The following is a 21,174-nucleotide window of genomic DNA, read 5'->3' on the forward strand; positions in this document are numbered from 1 at the left end:
GGACGGAGCCCCCCGGCCCGCGCCGCTCCGGCAGTCCGCGACACCGACGGCCACCGCGGGCGGCCCCGGTACTGCCCAGCCCGCGGGGATGCCCCGTAGGGTGGCTCATGTGAACGACCGTTTGGTATGGATCGACTGTGAAATGACCGGCCTGGACCTCGAGCGCGATGCGCTGATCGAGGTCGCCGCGCTGGTCACCGACTCCGAGCTCAACATCCTCGGCGAGGGCGTGGACGTCGTGATCCGCCCTCCCCAGGAGGCACTCGCGACCATGCCGGAGGTGGTCCGCGAGATGCACACCTCCTCCGGCCTGCTCGACGAGCTGGCCGACGGGATGACGCTGGCCGAGGCCGAGCGGCTGGTGCTCGACTACATCCGCGAGCACGCCCCGGAGGCCGGGAAGACCCCGCTCTGCGGGAACTCGGTGGCCACCGACCGCGGGTTCCTGGCCCGGGACATGCCGGCGCTGGAGGGGCACCTGCACTACCGGATCGTGGACGTCTCCTCGATCAAGGAGCTGGCCCGCCGCTGGTACCCGAAGGCGTACTACAACAGCCCGCAGAAGGGCGGCAGTCACCGGGCGCTGGCGGACATTCGGGAGAGCATCGCCGAACTGCGGTACTACCGCGAGGCCGTGTTCGTCCCGCTGCCCGGTCCGGACGGCGATGCCGCCCGGGAGATCGCGGCGAAGTACCAGCTGCCGACCGACTGATTCCAGCAGCCGTGTGGCGCCGGCTGTGACCGGCGCCACACAACCACGGTCCGCCCTGGTCGTGCTGGAAACCCTGGCGCGAGCACCGGCTCGGATCCTGTAGAGTTCTTCCTGTCAGCGCGGGAACGCGCGAGACGGATGGTGGGTGTAGCTCAGTTGGTAGAGCACCTGGTTGTGGTCCAGGTGGCCGCGGGTTCAAGTCCCGTCACTCACCCCATCAAACCGAGGGTCTGATCTCCGCAGTGGAGATCAGGCCCTCGGTCGTTTCGTGCTTCTGCGGGCGACAGTGTGCGCGACAGCGGCGAGCAGCGAGCCGACTCGTCCGCCGAACCCCTTGCCCGACCGAGGCTACCGGCAAGTAACATGGCCGCCATGACCACACCCACGATCGGCCAGATGCTGGCCGCCACCGTCCCGATGGCCCGCACCCTGAACCTGGAGTACCTGGAGACGACCCCCGAGCGGGCCGTGCTGCGCCTGCCGGACCAGCCGGACTTCCACAACCACGTGGGCGGTCCGCACGCGGGTGCGATGTTCACGCTGGGCGAGTCGGCCAGCGGGTGCATCGTGCTGGCGGCCTTCGGCGAGCAGCTCTCGCGGGCCGTGCCGCTCGCGGTCAGCGCGGAGATCGCCTACAAGAAGCTGGCGATGGGCCCGGTCACGGCCACCGCCACACTGGGCCGCCCGATCGCGGACATCGTCGCGGAGCTGGACGCGGGGCAGCGCCCCGAGTTTCCGGTCGCGGTGGCGATCACCCGCGAGGACGGCGCGGTGACGGGTGAGATGAGCGTGCTCTGGACGCTGCGCCCGAACTCCTGAGTCGTGACTGGCCTGTCGTCAGATCGGCCGGAAATCGACGCTGACCGGTCGTTCGGTTGACGGTGCGTCAGCAGCCGGCGTGACCTCGCGGCGGCACGGCTCGTTCTCCTCTCACGTGCGAGCCAAACACGCGTCCTCGGCGCCCGAGTCATCGCCCGCTCCCCCACCCCTCGCCTCGGCGAGCCCGGCGAGCCCGGCGGGGCCACGGGTACCGGAGCGGCGTCGGGGACGCGGGGGACGACGGCCAGGACCACTGGCGCTGGCGGCCGGTGGGGCGGTACTGGCGCAAGTCTGGGGGTTCGGCCTGGGGGTGGCCGCCGCACACGCTGCCCCCCATGCGCCGGCGGAGACCGCGGTCCGGATGGTCGGTGCGCACGGCTCTGGTACGCACGGCTCTGGTGCGCGCAGCTCTGGTGCACACGGTCCTGCTGAGCCGGCTGGTCCCGGCAAGCCGGCCGGGCCGAGCGGCGCCCTTGGACGTGGCGCCGGGCGGCACATGCCCGAGAGTGGGGCGGGCGGCGCCGGGGCAACATCGACTGCCGCCGGTGCCGGTGCGGGCCCGGCCGGCGTGTCGGGGGTACTGGGGACGACCGGGCTCGATGCCGATGCCAGCGGGGTCGACCAGCTGCTGCACAGCCGGATCCGGGCCGGCGGATTACCACTGCCGGGGCAGACCACCCCGCTGCCGGACGCGTTCGCGCTGGCCGGCTCGCTGCTGCCGGCGGTGCCGGCGCAGGAGCGGCAGCCGCAGGATCCGCAGGCGGCCGGCGGCAGCGGGCACGGCGCGTCGGCGGCCACCGGCGGGCGAGCCGGCCGAGGCCCGGCGGGCGGCGCGGGTCCGCCGGGCGCTCGGGGCAGCACCGTCGCCGGGAGCGGGGCGCGGGGGGAACGGGGCGCGGCGCCGGGCGACGGCGCGGGTTCGCGAGCGGACGGGGCATCCCAGGGCGGTCTGCCGGGTGACGGTTCGTCAGGCGCCACGACGAGCACGCGCAGCGTGGAACTCGCCGCCTCCAGGGACGGCGGACGCATCACGGTGGGCAGCGCGGCACGGTCGGCCGGCGGCGCCGAGCGCCCGGTGCCGGGGACGGATCCGCTGCGCGCCGGCGTTCCGAGCCTGAGCGGGGACCCCGCCGTCCACGCGAGTGTCGCGGCGGCGCCGCTCGCCGCGACGGGCACCGCGGGTGCGGTGCTGATCCCGATCGCCGCCGGGCTGCTGCTCACGGGAGCGGCGATGTACAAGCACCGCGGGCTGCCGCGCGGGCACTGAGCGGACACCGGCACAACGGGGGCACTGACAACGGCGAGGGCACCGACGCCGCCGGCACCGCGACCCTGCCCCGTCCGATCGCCGACCGTCAGCGGCCGGCGTGCTTGAAGGTGTCCGGCGGCGGTGCCGGGGAGGGCGCGGCCAGCGCGTCGGTCGCCACGGGGGCGCCGGCCGGGAAGGCGGCCAGCTCCCTTCCGTGCTCGACCCGACCGAGGCTCGCGTCGGTCGCGGTACGGCGGGTGAGCTCGGCGATCGGCAGTGGAGTGTGGGCGGCGACCAGGATCAGGTTGCCGAAGCGCTTTCCGCGCAGCACCGCCGGGTCGGCGATCAGCGCGACCTCGGGGAAGACCGCGAGCAGCGTGGCGACCTGGCAGCGGGCGAAGGCCAGGGAGGCGCCGTCGGCGATGTTGACCGCGTAGCGACCGCCGGGGGCCAGGGCGCGGGCCGCGAGAGTGGCGAACTCGACGGTGGTGCAGTGCGCGGGGACCCGTGCGCCGGAGAAGACGTCGGCGATCACCAGCTCGGCACCGCCTTCGGGGGCGCGCTCCAGCACCGCACGGGCGTCGCCGCCGCGGACCTTGATCTGCCAGCCGGTCGGCACCGGCAGTTCGGTGCGGACCCACTCGGTGAGCGCGGTGTCGAGTTCGGCGACCTGCTGGCGCGAGCGCGGGCGGGTGGCAGCGGTGTAGCGGGCCAGGGTCAGGGCGCCACCGCCCAGGTGCAGGACCCGGATCGGCTTGCCTGGTTCGGCCGCCAGGTCGATCAGGTGGCCGAGGCGGCGCTGGTACTCGAAGGCGAGGTGGGTGGGGTCGGCCAGGTCGACGTGTGACTGCGGGGCACCGTCGAGCAGCAGGGACCAGGCCTGGGGATGGTCCCGGTCAGGGACCAGCTCGGCGAGGCCGAACTCGGTGCGGTGCGAGCGCGGCCCGGTGGCGGCTGGTACATCGGGGGTGGTCGGCCGCCTGCGCGGGGCTCGCTGCTCTCGTCCCATGGGGCGAAGTATCTCTCGTGGGACCGGGAGAACGCGCAGCTGGGAGGGGAGGAGCGGGCCGCCCGGTGGCTCAGAACGGGCCGATGCCGCTCGCGATCAGGGTGCGGGCGGCCTCGCACAGGGCGGAGCGCAGCACCCAGGGGTCGGTGGGAACCGCGACGGCCTCGGACCCGGCCGGCGGGACCAGCCAGCGCGGATCGGTGGCCGCCAGCGGCGCGGCGCCCGGCGAGCCGGAGGTGCCCGGCAGGTGCCAGCGCTCGGCCGTGCCGCCCGGGACCAGGAAGAAGAGCGTGGCGGCGGCGGCCCCTTGCACCACGGAACCGCAGGCTCGGCGCAGCCGCAGGATGTCGACCGCCTCCAGCCCGAGGCGCAGCGGGACGACCACGACGTCGTACCGGCGGGCAGCGGGCGCGGAGACCGCCCGGCCGCCCGGCGCCGGCCCCAGCAACGGGCCGGCGGCGACCGGGGCGAGGAAGCGTGGTGCGTCGCCCGGGCGCAGACTGCGGAACTGCGGCATCCCGATGACCATCATGTGGGCCCTCCTGGTTCGGTTCGCTCCGCGCGCCTCTCATGTCCGCTTTCCCCGGTGTTCGGCTGATCGTCACCGGGTTCCCCTCAGGCCGAGGGAAACTGATGATCAGTCAGTGGGACAAGTGAACAGCGGGACAAGTGAACCGATGCTATGAACGCGACGGGAGCTGGACGATGGACGGGTGATACGTCGAGCGACGACCCCTGACCGCCCGATATCAACACAACGGGCCTGGCTGCCGATTGGCCACGGGGCGCCTTACAGCAAGCCATGGCATTTCATGGCAGAACTCCCGAGAAATGTCTGCTTTGACACCAATTAGGGCCTATTCTCCGGCAAACCCATCGTGATGACCTGGTGACAGCCGGTACTGTCTAGCCGTCGCCTCCCCGGGCCGCACGGGTCCGCCGAGACACAGCCGTCCGCCCGGCCCCGGACCGGTCGGCGCCACCCGCACCGCCTCAGCCCGGAGCGCACCATGGCCCCCGCAACCGCCGTGCCCACCCCCAACACCGCGATGCGCGAGCTGCGCGGCGACCTGTCCCCCGCGGAGTTCGCCACCGTGATCCGGCGAGCGGCACGGGCGATCGGCGAACACGTCTCCTGCGACGCCCGGTACATCGGACGCGTCGAGGCCGGCGCGATCCGCTGTCCCAACTACGCCTACGAGCGGGTGTTCCGGCACATCTGGCCGGACCGGTCGCTGGCGGACCTCGGCTTCGCCCCCCGGACGGCCGTGCGCGGCCGCCCCGCGCAACACCCCCCGCACCATTTCGACGAGGAGAACGACGACGTGCGTCGCCGTACGTTCCTGAGCGGCGGACCGACCGCCCTGGCCACCGTGCTCGGCCTGGACGGGCCGGCCCAGGCCGACACCGCGCACACCGCGCTCCCCCTCCCGCCGCCCGCACCGCGCGCGCCGCGCCGGGTCGGCCGCGCCGACGTCCGGCTCGTCGAACAGGCGGTCCGGGACATCCGGTCGGCCGACGACGCGCATGGCGCCGACACCCTCTTCGAGCGCGCCGGCCAGTCCCTGCGCAGTGCGTACCTGCTGCTCAACGAAGGCGACTACACGCTGGAGACCGAACGGCGACTGCAGGCCACGGCCGGCGAACTGGCCATCTCGGTGGGCTGGTTGGCCCATGACTCGCAACGACTGGCCGACGCGCGCTCGTTCTACGCCGAGGCGCTGGCCACCGCCCGGATGGCCGACGACTCGGCGCTGGAGGCCCATGTCTTCTGCAACAGCGCCTTCCTGGCCCGGGACGCCGGGCGGCCGCGGGAGGCGCTGCGGGCCGCGCAGGCCGGGCAGAGCGCGGCCCGCCGGCTGGACTCCGACCGGCTGCGCTCGCTGCTGGCCATGCGCGAGGCGGGCGGCTGGGCGGCGCTGGGCGACCGCGGGTCCTGCGAACGGTCACTGGGCCGGGCGTACACGCTCTTCGAGCGCGGCGAGAGCGAGTCCGACCCGGAGTGGATGTCCTTCTACGGCGAGGCCGAGATCGCGGGTCTCGAGGCGCAGTGCTGGTCGACGCTGGGCGAGTGGGACCGGGCCAGCGAGCGCGCCGGACTGGCCATGGCGCTGCAGCAGCCGCAGTTCGTCCGCAACCGCGCGCTGTACACCGCCGAGTTGGCCCACGACCGGCTCGGCCGCGGCGACCTGGCCGGGTCGGCCGCGCACGGCAGCGCGGCGGTGGCGCTGCTCGGCCAGGTCCGCTCCGCCCGGATCCGCGGCATGCTCGCGGATACCGCACAGCGGCTGCGCGCCTTCCAGGCGGTGCGTGAGGTCGGGGAGTTCCTGGCCGGGTACGACAACGCGGTGGCGGCCTGACGACCGGGCCCGTCTGACCGGCCAGGTCAAACCCGGTCAGGCGGTGGGCAGCGAGTCCAGGTGGCTGTGGTCGTTCCAGATCTCGATCGCGGGCAGCCCGTACTCCCAGGAGAGTACCGAGAGCGCCGCGGTGCCGAGCTTGAGCCGCTGGCCGAACTCCGGTGCCAGGCCCAGCCAGCGGGCCCCCAGGACGCGCAGCAGGTGGCCGTGGGCGAAGACCAGCACGTCGCGGTCGGCGGCGTGCATGGTGGTGGTCTCGGGGTGCGGGCTGCCGTGCTCCTCGTCGATCCCGGCGAGGAAGGCGTCCGCGCGGGCGCCGACCTCGGAGAGCTTCTCGCCCTCGCGCACGCCGTCGCGCCAGATCAGCCAGCCGGGGTGCTCGTGCTCGCGGATCTCGGCGCCGGTACGACCCTCGTACGCGCCGTAGTCCCACTCCATCAGCTCGGGCCGGTCCACCGCACGGTCGCCGAAGCCGGCCAGCTCGCAGGTCTCCCGGGCCCGGGAGAGCGGGCTGGTGTAGACCATGGCGTCCGGCAGGCCGTTCCACGGCGCGCGGCGCAGCCGGGCGCCGACCGCGCGGGCCATCTGCCGGCCTTCCTCGGTCAGCGGGATGTCGGTCCGGCCGGTGTGCTGGCCGCTCGCCGACCAGGCGGTCTCACCGTGGCGGACAAGGATCAGACGAGCGGGCATCACGGGCTCCTGAGGGCTGGGCGCCGGCACGCGAGCCGGCGCCAGGGCGGTGGGGTGCACTGCCATGATTCCCTACCCGCCGGTTACCGAGAGGTACACCCCCGCGAGCCGGACGCCGGGGACTGCGCGAGGTCGCGGTCGTGACCGCGTGACCGGTCGAGGTGGTTGTCACCACGATCGGGCGTCGGCCGTGCCGCCGGTCAGGCCAGCGCCTGGCGCTCGCGCAGGGTGGCGACCCCTGCGCCGTCGAGCTGGTCGCAGTAGGGTGCGCGGCCGGCCATCGCCATGACCAGGGCCAGCGTGGTGCCGGACACCGGCATGCCGTCACCGGCGACGAAGGGGCCGTCTGTCGCCGTCAGTCGCAGGCCGGCTGCGCGCTTCTTCGAGAGGACGGGCAGGTCGGAGCCCTGGTAGTAGGCGGCCAGGGCGCTCAGGGCGTCGACCGAATAGTCGCGCTCGATGCCAAGCGGTCGGCGGATGTCCTCCGCGTGCACGACCGTCTCCCCGAGCATCGCCACTTTCGGCAGGGGCGGCTTGGTCGTGCTGGTGATCACCTGCCGGAACCCTGCGAGCGTCTCGGCCGGAGCGGCGCCCAGGTGCTCGGCCAGCCGCAGTGCGACCTGCCGGTCGAAGTCGAAGCGGCAGCGGATGACACCCGCCATCCACCGCACGGGGGTGAGGCTCGCCCCCGCGGTCAGGTGCGCGAGCACCTCGCGGACGGTGAACCGGTCGCAGAGGGACCGGGTGGCCCACTGCTCCTCGTCCAGCCCCACCAGGTCGGCGGCCAGGGCGGCCCGCTCGGCGTGGATCTGCGCCCAGAGGCCGGTCGCAGGTCGGGGGTTGTCGGTCGGTGTCGACGGTGGCATGCGGGCACTGCTCCTGTGCGCTGGTCGGGCTGGCGGCGATCGGGCACCGGCGGAGCGAAGCGTCGCACGCGTGAAGCCACCACCGCCAGGAACCCGGCTACGAGTACCAGTGTCGGTGGCGGATGCGAGACTGGCGAGCACCATGAACGTCTCGCTCACCGATCAGGCCCGGCGATTGGCCGCGCTGCGTGGCGGGGCCGAGCAGCGCGGGCTCGACGCCCGGGCGCTGGCCGCCCTTGCCGCCAACCCCGGCTGCCGCCGCCGGGCCGTGCTGGATGCCGCCGGGGTGGACAAGGGTGCCGTGGCGGGGCGGCTGGGCCGCCCCGCGCCGTTCGGCCGCTCGCCGTTCGCGATCGCTCGCGGCACGGCCTTCGAGGCCCGGCTGAAGGCCGACGACTGCGCCGCGCTGCTCGAGCCGCTGCGCCGCCACCTCGGCCTGCCGCCGGGCGACGGCGACCGGCTCGACACCCCCGACCTGCTGCCGCGTTCGGGCCCGGCGGTGCGAGCCGCGCGTACCAGCGAGGCGCTGGCCGAGGCGGTCGCCGCCTCGCTGGCCGACCCCGCGCTGTGGACGCTGCTCGACCACCCGATGCTGCGGCTCACCGTGGCCGGCGCGCCCGCCTACCTGGAGCCGGACGCGGTGCTGGTGCACGGCGGCCGGTGCACCGTGGTGGAGATCAAGTCCTTCCCGGTGCTGGACGGTTCGGCCGACCCGGCGAAGGTGGGCGCGGCCGCTCGGCAGGCCGCCGTGTACGTCCTGGCGTTGCAGGAGGCGGCCGGTCTGGACGGGCCGTCCGGGTCCCCGCAGGATCCGGGGCCGCCCGGCAGCCCGGAGCTGACGGTGCTGCTGGTCTGCCCGCAGGACTTCGGGCAGCGGCCGGTGGCCGCCGCGATCGACGTCCGGCGCGAGCTGGCGACCACCCGGCGCGCGCTGGCCCGGCTGACCCGGATCGAGGAGTTGCTGGACGCGCTGCCGCCCGGCACCAGCTTCGACCTGGCGCCGGATCCGGCCGGACAGCCGACCCGGCCGGTGGCGGAGCTGACCGCCGCGGTGGACGAGGTGCCGGCGGTCTACGGGCCCGAATGCCTGTCGGCCTGCGAACTGGGTTTCCACTGCCGGGCGCAGGCGCGCGCGGCGGGGTCGGTCGAGCAGATCGGGCGCGGCGTCAGGGCGGACCTGGGCGACCTGCGCACCGTGGCGGCGGTCCTCACGGCCTGCGCCGGTGGCGGGATCCCGGCGGCACCCCGGGACCCCGCAGCCGCCGAGGATCCGGCCACTGAGGACCCGGCCGTCGAGGACCCGGCCACCGCACGGCTGCGGTACGCGGCCGCGCTGCGCGCCGAAGCCCTGTCCGGGGTAGCGCTGTCCGGAGCGTCGGGATGAGCCTGCTGACCACGCTGGCCCGGCTGGAGGCGATCCGCAGCGGCCGCGCCGAGCCGCTGGCCACCGTGCTCCACCGCCACCTCGCGGACCGGCCGATGGTGCTGGTCCCGCTCGCCACGGCGGCCGAGGACGGCGCGCCGCTGGCCGTGCTGCTCGGCACCGACCGGGCCGAGCCCCGGCTGCACATCGTGCCGCAGCCGCTCAACCGGGAGCGGCGGGCCGAGTTCCTGGCCGCGCTGGCCGACGACCTGCTGCCCTACCTGGACTCCTTCGCCGCGGCGGTCGAGCTGATCGAGGGCTCCGAGAAGGAGCCGGCGACCGGCGAGAAGACCGTGACCACCCGTGAGTTGTGCCTGGACGCACCGCAGTTGATCGTGCCGAACGTCGGTTCGGTGCGGCACCTGGCGCTGCTCGGGCGGGCCACCCGGTTCCGTCGTACCGCGGAGGATCCGGACCCCGGACCGTACCCGGCACCGACCCGGGTCCCGCTGCTGGGGCGCTGGCTGACCCATCTCACCGAGCGGGCCCAGGTCCCGGGCAGCAGCCTGCTGCTGCCGATGACCGGCCTGCTGGCCCGGCACTGGGCGACCGGGCAGAGCCTGCTGGAGGACCAGCACCTGGCCGCCCAGCTCGCCTGGCACCACCCGCCGGCCGGCCTGACCGGCGCCGAGGCCGCCGAACTGGCCGAGACGGCGCGCGGCACGGACGGCCGGCTGCTGCACCCGCCGGCCGGCCCGGCCACCGATCCGCGGTTCGACGAGAAGCTGCTGGCCCCGGCGATCGCGCGGTTCGACGCGGCCCAGGCGGCCGCCCGGCAGGGACGTCCGGACGCCGCGGTGGACCTCGCGGCCGCTGTCGGCGAGCTGCGGCACCTGCTGCTGGAGGTGCTGCTGCCGACCTGGACGGACGTCTGGCGCGGGCTCGACCTGCTGCGCGCGCTGCCGCCGGGCGGGCATCTCGCCGAGCGCTGGGAGAGCGACCGCTGGTCCTACACCGGCCACCGGGACCGGCTGGCGGCCGGCGAGCCGCCGCAGCCCCGGGTGGACGACGCGGTGACGGCGGCGCGCAAGCTCGCCCAGCGCGAACGCGAGCAGGTGCGGGTCGGCGTGCAGGAGGCGCTGGACGATCCGCTGGCGATGGCCGAGCGGCGGCTGGCCGGTGAGGCGTTCAGCGGGGTGGTGACGGAACTGGAGCCGGCGTACGACACCAGCGGGCGGACTCCGAAGCCCCGGCCGCTGCTCACCGTGCACACCACCGACCGGCCGCACGCCGACCTCGGCCGCGAGGTGCACCGGGCGTCCGGGCCCGCTGCCCAGAAGGCCGAGGTGGTTGCTTTCGACGCGGCGGCGGGCCTGATCACCGTGCGGGTGGTGAACGGGATGGGTCGCAAGAAGGAGCCCGAGGCCGGCAGTCTGCCGCAGCCCGGTGAGCCGGTGACCTTCACCCTGTTCGAGCTCGCGCCGCGCCAGTCGGCGCCGCTGCCGGAGCCGGACGACACCCCGTGGACGCACGGCGGTCCCCCGTCGGCCGCCCCGCGTTCGGCTTCCGTCTCCGAAGAGTGGGCATGAGCAGCCTGTGAGCCTCCTGACCCCGCCCACCCCGCCATCCCCCGCGGCCGCCGCCGACGCGGCGGTGGCAGCGATCCTGGCCGCCACCGTCCACCCGGCGCCCGGCGCACCACGCGGCGTGGTGGTCGACTCACCGCCCGGCGCGGGGAAGTCGACGCTGGTGGTGAAGGCCGCCCGGGAGCTGGTCGCGGCAGGCGAACGCCTGATGATCGTGGCCCAGACGAACAGTCAGGTGGACGACCTGGTCGACCGGTTGGCCGCCAAGGGCACCGAGCTGACCGTCGGGCGGCTGCACAGCGGCGAGGCCCGTCCGGCCGCCGAGGCGCTGCGGCATCCGAACGTGACGGCGAGCAGCAAGCCCGCCGACCTGCTGGAGCTGGACGTGGTGGTCTCCACGGCCGCCAAGTGGCAGTGGGTCAAGGACGTCGAGCCGTGGCGGCACGCGATCGTGGACGAGGCGTACCAGATGCGCTCGGACGCGCTGCTGGCCGTCGCCCGGCTCTTCGAGCGGGCGCTGTTCGTCGGGGATCCGGGCCAGCTGGACCCGTTCACGGTGGTCGGCACCGAGCAGTGGAGCGGGTTGTCCTACGATCCGTCGAGCAGTGCGGTGGTGACCCTGCTGGCGCACAACCCGGCGATCGAGCCGCACCGGCTGCCGGTCTCCTGGCGGCTGCCCGCCTCGGCGGCGCCGCTGATCTCGGAGGCCTTCTACCCGTTCACCCCGTTCCGCGCCGGGACCGGTCCCGGCGACCGGCTGCTGCTGCCGGGCACCCGGTCGGACGGCAGCGCGGTGGACGCGACGATCGACGAGGCCGCCGAGTACGGCTGGGCGCTGCTGGAGCTGCCGGCCCGGCACACCGTGCGGACCGATCCGCAGGCGGTGGCCGCGGTCGCGGCGCTGGTGCGCCGGCTGCTGGACCGTGGGCTGGTGGCCAGCTCCGAGCAGGGCCGGGTGCCGCTGACCGCGGGGCGGATCGCGGTCGGCACCGCGCACCGCGACCAGGCGGCGGCGGTCCGCGCGGCGCTCGGCGCGCTCGGCGTCCCGGTGGACCCGGTGGCCGGCCCGGCCGTCAGCGTGGACACCGCGAACCGGCTGCAGGGCCGCGAGTACGACATGACGGTGGTGCTGCACCCGCTCTCCGGGCGCCCGGACGCCACCGCCTTCCACCTGGAGACCGGGCGGCTGTGCGTGCTGGCCTCGCGGCACCGGCACGCCTGCATCGTGGTGGCGCGGGCCGGGATCCCCGAACTGCTCGACGAGCACCCGGCCGGTGATCCGGTGCAGTTGGGCAGCGCGATGCGGATTCCGGCCGGCTGGGAGGAGAAGATCGGCGGGCAGGTGATCGGACTGCTGGAGCGGGTCGGGGCGCAGTTCCCGGACGGTTGGGAGGCCAACTACCGGGTGCTGCAGCACCTGGCGGAGCACCGGGTGCGCGGGTCGTAGCCGCGGGTACGCGGGCAGTGAGCCCGGTTCACGGCCGGTGCGCGCGCCCCGGCGCACGGGTGTGAGGAGCGCCTGCCCGGGCACCGTTCCGCGATGGGTGGGGCGCGAGCGACAATGGACGACGGCCGCAACCGACCGTCACGCAGTCGGTCCCCGCTACCGAAGGTGTTCTCGCATGCCCGATCGCCAAGATCCGCCGCGCCGCCTGCGTCCGGCACCGCTGCTCTTCGAGCCCGATGCCCTGGTCGCCGAGCCGGAGCGGTTCTTCCAGTTGGAGAGCATCGATGACCCGGCCGAACTGCTGAAGCGGTCGACCGAGTTGGCGCTGGCCTTCCGGGCGGCGGCCGAGCGGGCCACCGACTTCCAGGCGATCGCGGCGGCCCAACTGGCCGATCCGCGTCGGTTCGACGCGCTCTCGGCCGCCGAGGTCGCGGCCCGCGCGGACTGGACGGCGGACTATGCGACCCGGATGGTCGAGTACGGCCGCGACCTGCTGCGCCAGCGGCGGTCGGGCGAGAGCTGAGTCCTGCGGTGGGGTCCCGGTGGGGGCTGCGACTGGCCACTGGCATATGCGGCGCGGCAGCCTACGCCGCCCACAGCGGCGCTGTCCGGCGAATACCGTTTTCGCTGCGCCCTGATCGCCGGCCGGAGCAACCTGCTGGGCGTGGATATCTGGACACAGCACTCCGTTGAATACCTGACCGTCGCGGGCGAGGCCTGGCTGGCCTCGGCCAGTGAGTATCCGCGCAGCCTGCGGGCGCTCTGGGAGGCCCGGCCCTGGGCGCCGACCGTGCTGCCGTGCGGCAAGGCCTTCGACGTGATCAGCCTGCCGGTGCTCTTCGGGCGCCGGGTGCTGGACGAGTTGTGGTCCTCGGGGCCCGGCTGTGGACCGGTGGCCGAGCACCGGGGGCGCCTGCTGCTCTTCGTCCAGCCGGCCGCGGGGCCCCGGCTGCGGCGGCTGCTGGCCTGGGAGGAGTGGGCGCGGGACGTGCCGCCGCTGCTCTGCCACGGGCTGGGCGACGCGGTGACCGTGCCGCCCGTGCGGCAGTTGTTCGACCAGCCCGCCGCGCCCGGCCTCGGCGCCGGCCGCTGGATCGTCGCCCCGGACACCCGGGAGCCCTGGCTGCCCGGCGCCGATGTGCTGCTCTGGGCCTGCGTGCGGGCCGCGCGCGGGGGGGGTGACGAACAGGTCCAGGAGACAGGGCAGCCGGTATTCGATTTTGGCTCCGCCTGAGCCCGCTGCTAGAGTTTTCTCTGTCAGCAGGCGCCGCTAGCTCAGTTGGTTAGAGCAGCTGACTCTTAATCAGCGGGTCCGGGGTTCGAGTCCCTGGCGGCGCACCGACAGCCGGAAGGCCTCTCGTTCAGAGTTCTGAGCGAGAGGCCTTCCGGCGTTTTCGGCAGCCGCCCCGGTGCGCACCCACCGGCATGCACCCACCGGCATGGACCCGTTGGCGCACACCCGTTGACCCCCGCCGGGCGGGGCCAGTAGCTTGCCAGTGCTCGTAAGTAAAGTTTCCTAACTTTATAGGAGCCCCCCATGGCACCTCCGAGACGCGCGCTGGCGACCGCGGTCGCCGCACTGGGGCTACTCGCCCTGACCGTACGCCCGACCAGCGCCGCCCCCACCTCCCCCGCCACGCCGGCCGCCGTCACCCCCGTGGCGACCGCGAGCACGTTCAAGGATCCGGCCACCGGTTCCACCGCACTGGCCGACCTCGGTGCGACCACCGGCTGGAAGGTCCTCACCAGCGCCACCGCCACCCAGTCCGGCAGCCAGATCTCCGCCCCCGGCTTCAACACCTCCGGCTGGCTGAGCGTCGCCGACGACGGCGGCGGCGCCCCCGGCACCGAGATCAACGCGATGCTGCAGAACGGGAGTTGCCCGAACGTCTTCAGCTCGACGAACATGAAGACCTGCTTCGGGCAGATGACCAAGGTCGGCGCCGACACGCTCGCCCCGTTCAACGTCCCGTGGTGGTACCGGACGGACTTCACCGCCCCGCCCGCCGGACAGGACGCCACCCTGGTGCTGAACGGCGTGATCGGCTCGGCCGACGTGTGGGTGAACGGCACCCAGGTGGCCACCTCGGCCAATGTCACCGGCGGCTACACGCGCAACACCTTCGACGTCACCAAGTTGCTGAGCGCCGGCACCAACTCGCTGGCGATCGAGGTGCATCCGAACAACCCGAACACCATGCTCACCGTCGACAACGTGGACTGGACCCAGATCCCGCCGGACAACAACACCGGCATCCAGTTCCCGGTCCAGCTGCGGACCGGCGGCCCGCTGCTCGACGGCAACGCGCACGTGGTCCAGAACACCGCGGCCGACCTGAGTAGTGCGGCGCTGACCGTGAAGACGGACGTCACCAACACCGCGTCCACCGCGCAGAGCGGCACGGTGACCGCGACCGTCACCCCGCCCGGCGGCGGCACGCCGATCACGGTGACCCAGAGCGTGACGGTGGCGGCGAACTCCACCCAGACGGTCGGCTTCGCGGCCATCAACCTGACCAACCCGCAGATCTGGTGGCCCTACCAGCTGGGCGCCCAGCCGCTCTACACGCTGGCCACCTCGGTGGCGCAGAACGGCAGCACGCTGAACTCCACCAGCGACACCTTCGGCATCCGCAACGCCACCTCCTCGCTGGTCGGCGGCGGAGCGGCCATGCCCAGCGGGGTGCGCCAGTTCCAGATCAACAACGTGCCGCTGGTGATCCGCGGCGGCGGGTGGTCGCCGGACCTGTTCCTGCGCTACGACCCGGCCGACACGGCGAAGCAGATCGGCCTGATGAAGGCCATGGGCGTCAACACCGTGCGCCTCGAAGGCCACTTCATGCCGGCCGACTGGTACCAGCAGATGGACGCGGCGGGCATCCTGGTCAACGCCGGCTTCCAGTGCTGCGACTTCTGGGAGAACACCAGCTACACCAGCGCCCAGCAGTCGCTGTACCAGCTGACCGCGCAGACGCTCGGCCAGACGCTGCGCGACCACCCGAGCGTCTTCAGCTTCCAGTGGAGCGACAACGCCCCGACCGCGACCCAGGAGACGCTCGCCCTGAACGGCTTCAAGGCGGCCGACTTCAACGTCCCGTTCGTCTCCTCCGCCGAGTACAACTCCAGCCCCCAGCTGGGTGATTCCGGGGAGAAGGAGGGCCCGTACGACTGGGTGGCGCCGAACTACTGGTACGACACCTCGCACTACAGCACCAGTGACTCGACGCAGACCAACGTGGGCGGGTCCTGGGGCTACGACAGCGAGGAGAGCGGCGGCAACACCATCCCGACGATGGACTCGATCAACCGCTTCCTCTCCCCCGCCGACCAGGCCGCGCTGTGGCAGTCGCCGGGTGCCAACCAGTACCACGACAACTACGAGGGCACCTCGCACACCAACTACCACTTCGGCACGAACTACAACCTCGACACCGCGATCACCGACCGGTACGGCGCCCCGTCCGGCCTCGCGCAGTACGTCGAGGAGGCCCAGGTCCAGAACTACGAGGACACCCGGGCCCAGTTCGAGGCCTTCATCGACCACTCCACCAACGCGGTCGAACCGTCCACCGGCACCGTGTACTGGCAGCTGAACAAGGGCTGGCCGACCCTGCTCTGGTCGCTCTACAACAACGACGGCGACCAGGCCGGCTCGTACTTCGGCGCGCAGAAGGCCAACCGGTCGCTGCACGCGCTCTACGCGCTGGACAACGACACGGTGACCCTGGACAACCTGGGCGGCACCAGCCGGTCCGGGGTGACGGTGGAGGCCAAGGTCTACAACACCGCGGGCACGGTGCTGGACGACCAGACCTCCGGGAGCCGGACGCTGGCCTCCCAGCAGGTGGCCAACGCGGTGCTGAAGCCGAAGCTGCCGACCGCCGCGGGGACCGTCTACTTCGTCGAACTGCTGGTGAAGCAGAACGGCACCCTGGTGGACCGCAACGTCTACTGGAACTCCACCACCACGGACCAGACCAACTGGTCGTCGAGCGTCGGTCAGCCGCAGCCGACCACCTCGACCTACGCCAACCTCAAGTCCCTGCAGAACCTGCCGACGGCTGCCGTCACGGCCACCGCCACCACCAGCGACCAGGCCGGGCCCGGCAGTTCGGACAAGCTGGTCACGGTGACCGTCACCAACACCTCGTCCACGCCCACCGTCGGCTTCTTCCTGCGGGCGGACATCCGCCGGGGCACGGCGAGCGGCAGTGAGCTGTCCGGCGACAACGAGTTGCAGTCCTCGATCTGGAACAACAACGACGTCACCCTGTGGCCGGGCGAGTCCGAGACGCTGACCGCCAGTTACAACTCCGCCGACCTGCAAGGTGCCACCCCGGTGGTCAGCCTCTCGGGCTGGAACGCGCCGAAGATCGACGTGGTGGCCGGCACCGCGACCGGCAGCCCGAGCGACTTCTCGCTCGCCGCCACCCCGGCCGCCGGTTCGGTGACCGCCGGGGCCTCCACCACCGCGACCGTCGCCACCGCCGTCACCTCCGGCAGCGCCGAGCCGGTCGCCCTGACGGCCACCGGCGCCCCCACCGGCGCCACCGTCACGCTGAACCCCACCTCGGTGACCTCGGGCGGCAGTTCGTCGCTGACCGTGGCGACCTCGGCGAGCACGCCGGCCGGCAGCTACCCGATCGCGGTGACCGGGACGGCCGCCTCCGGCAGTCACAGCGCCACCTTCACGCTCACCGTCACCGCGGCCACGGGCGGCTGCACCCCGGCCCAACTGCTCGGCAACCCGGGCTTCGAGAACGGGAGCAAACCCGCGCCGTGGACTCAGAGCTCCACGCTCGGCCAGTCACCGGTCAACAACGACACGGCCGACGAACCCGCGCACAGCGGCAGTTGGGACGCCTGGCTGAACGGTGACGGCAAGGCGGACACCGACACCGTGGCGCAGACCGTCACCGTCCCGACGGGCTGCTCGGCGGCCTTCTCCTACTGGCTGCACATCGACAGCACGGAGGGCACCAGCAGCAACGCCGACGACACCCTGCGGGTGCAGGTACTCGGCAGCGGCGGCACCGTGCTGGCCACCGTGGGCAGCTTCTCGAACCTGAACGCCAACTCCGGCTACACGCAGCAGTCGGCGGACCTGTCGGCCTACGCCGGGCAGACGGTGACCTTGAAGTTCACCGGCACCGAGACCGATGCCGACGGCGGCACCACCAGCTTCGTGGTGGACGACACGGCGCTGCAAAGCTCCTGACGTAGCGTCAGCACACCAGGGCGGGCCCCGGACGCGTGCGGCGTCCGGGGCCCGCCCTGTGCTACCGAGGGTCAGCGGCCGCGCAGCGCGCGGTACTTGGCGACCAGGGTGGCACTGGAGCTGTCCAGCTGATCGCCACCCTCGCCGGTCAGCAGCACCGGCTCCATCTTCTTGGCGAGCACCTTGCCGAGCTCGACGCCCCACTGGTCGAAGGAGTCGATGTTCCAGATCGCGCCCTGCACGAAGACCTTGTGCTCGTAGAGCGCGATCAGCTGGCCGAGCACCGCGGGGGTCAGCTGGTCGGCGAGCAGGATCGAGGTCGGGTGGTTCCCGCGGAAGGTGCGGTGCGGGACCTGGAACTCGGCCACGCCCTCGGCGCGGACCTCCTCGGCGGTCTTGCCGAAGGCGAAGGCCTGGGCCTGGGCGAAGAAGTTGGCCATCAGCAGGTCGTGCTGGGCGACCAGGGTCGGGGCCAGGTCGCCGACCGGCTGGGCGAAGCCGATCAGGTCGGCCGGGATCACCTTGGTGCCCTGGTGCAGCAGCTGGTAGTAGGCGTGCTGGCCGTTGGTGCCGGGGGTGCCCCAGACCACAGGGCCGGTGGTCCAGCCGACCGGGCTGCCGTCGCGCTGCACCGACTTGCCGTTGGACTCCATGTCCAACTGCTGCAGATAGGCGGTGAACTTGGACAGGTAGTGCGAGTAGGGCAGCACCGCGTGCGACTGGGCGTCGAAGAACTGGCCGTACCAGACGCCCAGCAGGCCGAGCAGCAGCGGGACGTTCTCGGTCGCGGGGGCGGTGCGGAAGTGCTCGTCGACCAGGTGGAAGCCGTCCAGCATCTGCCGGAACTGCTCCGGGCCGATGGCGATCATCAGCGAGAGGCCGATCGCCGAGTCGTAGGAGTAGCGGCCACCGACCCAGTCCCAGAACTCGAACATGTTCGCGACGTCGATGCCGAAGTCGGCCACGCCCTGGGCGTTGGTGGAGAGCGCCACGAAGTGCTTGGCCACCGCCTCCTGGCCGGCGCCGAGTTGGCCGAGCAGCCAGTCACGCGCCGAGGTGGCGTTGGTGATGGTCTCGATGGTGGTGAAGGTCTTGGAGGCGACGATGAAGAGGGTCTCGGCCGCGTCCAGGTCGCGCACCGCCTCGTGCAGGTCGGCGGGGTCCACGTTGGAGACGAAGTGGAAGGTCAGGTCCCGGTGGCTGTACGAGCGCAGCGCCTCGTAGGCCATCGCCGGACCGAGGTCGGAGCCACCGATGCCGATGTTGACGACGTTGCGGATCCGCTTGCCGGTGTGACCGGTCCACTCGCCGCCGCGCACCCGGTTCGAGAAGGCGGCCATCTTGTCCAGGACGGCGTGCACCTCGGGCACCACGTTGACGCCGTCCACCTCGACCACCGCACCGCGCGGGGCGCGCAGCGCGGTGTGCAGGACGGCGCGGTCCTCGGTGACGTTGATCTTCTCGCCACGGAACATCGCGTCGCGCAGGCCGAACACGTCGGTGGCCTCGGCGAGCTCGCGCAGCAGGTCCAGGGTCTCGTCGGTGACCAGGTGCTTCGAGTAGTCCAGGTACAGGTCGCCGACCTGGAGGGTGTAGCGGCTGCCGCGCTCGGGGTCGGCGGCGAACAGCTCACGCAGGTGCCGGTCGCCGAACTCCTCCCGGTGCTTCCCGAGGGCGGCCCACTGCGGGGTGCGGTCCAGGGGGGTACGGCCGTCGGCCTGGGGCATCGGTATCTCCTCGAATCGGTCTGGAAGCGGTACGCGGGCCCGGAGAGACAGGCACCGGTGCGGCAGTGTCATCGTCGCTCGGCTTCAGCCTACGTAACTGTCAGGGTGGCTGGCGCCACCAGCACCTGACGCAGTGCCGTCAATTCCGGTCCGAGCGCAGGTCCAGCCCGCGCAGCACTTGATCCACCAGTTCCGGGTCGGCGCCCGGCTCACCGCGCGCCAGGACCATCTCGCGCCGCGAGGCGGCGAGCAACTCCTGTTCCACCGAGCGCAGTTTGCGCAGGCCGGAGACCCGTTGCCGGGCCTCGGCGGCTTCCTCCTCCTCGTACTGCTCGGGGCAGAGCCGGGCGAGCCGGTCATGCTGGCGTACCCGCAGCTTCTCGACGAGTTCAACCGGCAGCCGGTCCTCCTCCTCCAGCTCGGCGAGTCGCCCCAGCGCCGCCCGGGCGGCCCGCCCCCACAGCTGGCGCTGCTGCTGCTCGCGCCGGTCCAGGCGCGGGTCGATGCCCAGGCGCTTGACCAGCCAGGGCAGCGAGAGCCCCTGGACGAGCAGGGTGAAGAGCACCACGCTGAACGCCGTGAAGACGATCCGCCCGCGCCCGGGAAAGTCGGCGCCGGCGTGCGTGGTGAGCGGGATGGCCAGCGCGAGCGCCACCGTCGCCACCCCGCGCATGCCCGACCACCAGAGCACCACGGTCTCCCGCCAGCTGATCGGGACGTCGTCCTCACCGCGGCTGAGCCTCTTGGAGATCCAGCCGGCCGGCAGCAGCCAGACCAGCCGGACCAGCACCACCACGGCGATCACCACCGCCGCCTCGCCGATCATCGAATGCCAGCCGGACCCGGCGTCCTTCAGCACGGTCGCCAACTCCAGGCCGATCAGGCCGAAGGCGACGCCGGTGATCAGGATCTCCACCACGTCCCAGAAGGCGCCGCCGACCAGCCGGTAGGAGACGTCGTCGGCGTCGGCCGCCCGGTCGGCCAGGTACAGGCCGACCACCACCACGGCCAGCACGCCCGAGCCTTCGGCCGCCTCGGCCAGCGTGTAGGCGGCGAACGGCACCAGCAGGTTGAGCGCCACCTGCTGGGTCGGATCGTCGAGCACCCCGGCGACCTTGGTGGCCAGCCAGCCGAGTGCCACGCCCACCACCACCGCCAGCACCGCGGAGAGGACGAAGCGCAGCAGCGCGTGCGGCACCGAGAAGTCGCCGTCCACCACCGCCTCGACGGCCAGCGAGTAGACCACGATCGCGGTGACGTCGTTGAAGAGCCCCTCGCTCTCCAGTATCGCCACCAGCCGCCGGGGCAACCCGACGCTGCCGGCCACCGCCACCGCGGCCACCGGGTCGGGCGGTGAGACCAGCGCGCCGAGCGCCACCGCGGCGGCCACCGGCAGGGCGGGCGCCAACTGGTGGAAGGCGACGGCGACCACGGTGGTGGTGACCACCACGAGGGCGACGGCCAGCAGCAGGATCGAGCGCAGGTTGGCCCGGAAATAGGCCAGCGAGGCGCGCCGGGCCACCGCGAAGATCAGCGGCGGCAGCACCAGCGGGAGGATCAGCCCGGGGTCGACCGCGATGTTCGGGATCTGCGGGATGATCGCCATCACCAGACCGAGCACGGTCATCAGCACGGGCTGCGGAATCCCGGTGCGGCGGGCCAGCGGCATGGTGACCACGGAGGCGAGCAGGACCAGGAAGAGCAGGGACAACTGGCCCACGGGCGAATCCTCTCCGATACGGACAGAGTGAGTGTAGATATGACAAACGGGCACGGGCCAGGTCGGCGCGCCGGGCGGCCGATTCGGAGAATCGGCTGCTGACCAGGTAATGTTCTCGGTGTCAGCAGGCGCCGCTAGCTCAGTTGGTTAGAGCAGCTGACTCTTAATCAGCGGGTCCGGGGTTCGAGTCCCTGGCGGCGCACCGACAGCCGGAAGGCCCTTCGCTCAGAGTTCTGAGCGAAGGGCCTTCCGGCGTTTCGGCGTTCACCGCTCCCGCTCTCGGCGTTCAGGCACTGCTGCCGCCCGCCGCGCTCCGCCCCTCTTCAACGCCCGCTCAAGTCGGCCCGGGCAGGCTGAATCCGGGTTCATCGGGTCCACGCGCACCACACGCACCGCCACGCGCACCCA

Annotated in this window: 16 protein-coding genes and 3 tRNA genes; 13 read left to right on the forward strand and 6 right to left on the reverse strand. The window is 72.9% G+C overall.

Annotated features, from left to right (window positions below; all coding sequences use genetic code 11):
- The first annotated feature begins 109 nt into the window (after positions 1-109).
- The 4 genes from orn (at position 110) to ABH937_RS29875 (ending at position 2,798) form a co-directional block, all read left to right on the forward strand.
- A complete protein-coding gene (gene orn / locus ABH937_RS29860) occupies positions 110-712 on the forward strand; it encodes an oligoribonuclease (protein WP_280692682.1) in 603 nt (200 codons plus the stop codon).
- Positions 713-853: 141 nt separating this feature from the next.
- Positions 854-929: transfer RNA gene (locus tag ABH937_RS29865), tRNA-His, on the forward strand.
- 155 nt (positions 930-1,084) lie between these two features.
- On the forward strand, positions 1,085-1,531 hold the full coding sequence (locus ABH937_RS29870) for a DUF4442 domain-containing protein (protein ID WP_370146591.1): 447 nt from the start codon (positions 1,085-1,087) through the stop codon (positions 1,529-1,531).
- Positions 1,532-2,099: 568 nt separating this feature from the next.
- The gene (locus ABH937_RS29875) at positions 2,100-2,798 is read left to right on the forward strand and encodes a hypothetical protein (RefSeq protein WP_370220065.1); all 699 of its coding nucleotides are present in this window, start codon (positions 2,100-2,102) and stop codon (positions 2,796-2,798) included.
- A gap of 88 nt (positions 2,799-2,886) precedes the next feature.
- On the opposite strand, the gene ABH937_RS29880 is transcribed toward ABH937_RS29875, so the two are convergent.
- Together ABH937_RS29880 and ABH937_RS29885 are read right to left on the reverse strand one after the other, a co-directional pair.
- Positions 2,887-3,789 (reverse strand): spermidine synthase, encoded by a 903-nt coding sequence (locus ABH937_RS29880; RefSeq protein ID WP_370220066.1) that lies wholly within the window; start codon positions 3,787-3,789, stop codon positions 2,887-2,889.
- Between the two features lie 70 nt (positions 3,790-3,859).
- A complete protein-coding gene (locus tag ABH937_RS29885) occupies positions 3,860-4,321 on the reverse strand; it encodes a hypothetical protein (RefSeq protein WP_370220067.1) in 462 nt (153 codons plus the stop codon).
- A 478-nt stretch (positions 4,322-4,799) separates the two neighbouring features.
- Here ABH937_RS29885 and ABH937_RS29890 point away from each other — a divergent pair, with 478 nt between their 5' ends.
- A complete protein-coding gene (locus ABH937_RS29890; protein WP_370220068.1) occupies positions 4,800-6,149 on the forward strand; it encodes a tetratricopeptide repeat protein in 1,350 nt (449 codons plus the stop codon).
- A gap of 36 nt (positions 6,150-6,185) precedes the next feature.
- On the opposite strand, the gene ABH937_RS29895 is transcribed toward ABH937_RS29890, so the two are convergent.
- Positions 6,186-6,839 (reverse strand): histidine phosphatase family protein, encoded by a 654-nt coding sequence (locus tag ABH937_RS29895; protein ID WP_280692671.1) that lies wholly within the window; start codon positions 6,837-6,839, stop codon positions 6,186-6,188.
- A 200-nt stretch (positions 6,840-7,039) separates the two neighbouring features.
- Positions 7,040-7,705 (reverse strand): maleylpyruvate isomerase family mycothiol-dependent enzyme, encoded by a 666-nt coding sequence (locus ABH937_RS29900; RefSeq protein ID WP_280692669.1) that lies wholly within the window; start codon positions 7,703-7,705, stop codon positions 7,040-7,042.
- A 142-nt stretch (positions 7,706-7,847) separates the two neighbouring features.
- On the opposite strand from ABH937_RS29900, the gene ABH937_RS29905 reads away from it, so the two are divergent.
- The 7 genes from ABH937_RS29905 (at position 7,848) to ABH937_RS29935 (ending at position 17,319) form a co-directional block, all read left to right on the forward strand.
- The gene (locus ABH937_RS29905) at positions 7,848-9,089 is read left to right on the forward strand and encodes a hypothetical protein (protein WP_280692667.1); all 1,242 of its coding nucleotides are present in this window, start codon (positions 7,848-7,850) and stop codon (positions 9,087-9,089) included.
- Positions 9,086-10,657 (forward strand): hypothetical protein, encoded by a 1,572-nt coding sequence (locus ABH937_RS29910; RefSeq protein ID WP_280692665.1) that lies wholly within the window; start codon positions 9,086-9,088, stop codon positions 10,655-10,657. Before ABH937_RS29905 ends, ABH937_RS29910 begins: the two co-directional genes overlap by 4 nt.
- Before the next feature lie 16 nt (positions 10,658-10,673).
- A complete protein-coding gene (locus ABH937_RS29915) occupies positions 10,674-12,101 on the forward strand; it encodes an AAA family ATPase (protein WP_280692706.1) in 1,428 nt (475 codons plus the stop codon).
- Between the two features lie 175 nt (positions 12,102-12,276).
- Positions 12,277-12,624: a hypothetical protein gene (locus ABH937_RS29920; protein WP_280692664.1), complete on the forward strand. Its 348-nt coding sequence runs from the start codon at positions 12,277-12,279 to the stop codon at positions 12,622-12,624.
- A gap of 141 nt (positions 12,625-12,765) precedes the next feature.
- On the forward strand, positions 12,766-13,335 hold the full coding sequence (locus ABH937_RS29925) for a bifunctional DNA primase/polymerase (protein WP_280692662.1): 570 nt from the start codon (positions 12,766-12,768) through the stop codon (positions 13,333-13,335).
- A gap of 30 nt (positions 13,336-13,365) precedes the next feature.
- A tRNA-Lys gene (locus ABH937_RS29930) sits at positions 13,366-13,439 on the forward strand.
- A 199-nt stretch (positions 13,440-13,638) separates the two neighbouring features.
- Positions 13,639-17,319: a sugar-binding domain-containing protein gene (locus tag ABH937_RS29935; protein ID WP_370220069.1), complete on the forward strand. Its 3,681-nt coding sequence runs from the start codon at positions 13,639-13,641 to the stop codon at positions 17,317-17,319.
- Between the two features lie 71 nt (positions 17,320-17,390).
- Here the strand turns inward: ABH937_RS29935 and pgi are convergent, their stop codons facing one another.
- Together pgi and ABH937_RS29945 are read right to left on the reverse strand one after the other, a co-directional pair.
- Positions 17,391-19,046 carry a glucose-6-phosphate isomerase gene (gene pgi, locus ABH937_RS29940; protein WP_280692660.1) on the reverse strand — a complete coding sequence of 552 codons (1,656 nt, stop codon included), beginning with the start codon at positions 19,044-19,046 and terminating at the stop codon, positions 17,391-17,393.
- A 139-nt stretch (positions 19,047-19,185) separates the two neighbouring features.
- Positions 19,186-20,766, reverse strand: coding sequence for a Na+/H+ antiporter (locus tag ABH937_RS29945; RefSeq protein WP_370220070.1), 1,581 nt, complete (start codon positions 20,764-20,766; stop codon positions 19,186-19,188).
- A gap of 128 nt (positions 20,767-20,894) precedes the next feature.
- Between ABH937_RS29945 and ABH937_RS29950 the strand changes: the two genes are divergently transcribed.
- Positions 20,895-20,968, forward strand: a tRNA-Lys gene (locus ABH937_RS29950).
- Positions 20,969-21,174: the final 206 nt, after the last annotated feature.

Source organism: Kitasatospora sp. GAS1066B, from assembly GCF_041262605.1.
Taxonomy (GTDB): Bacteria; Actinomycetota; Actinomycetes; order Streptomycetales; family Streptomycetaceae; genus Kitasatospora.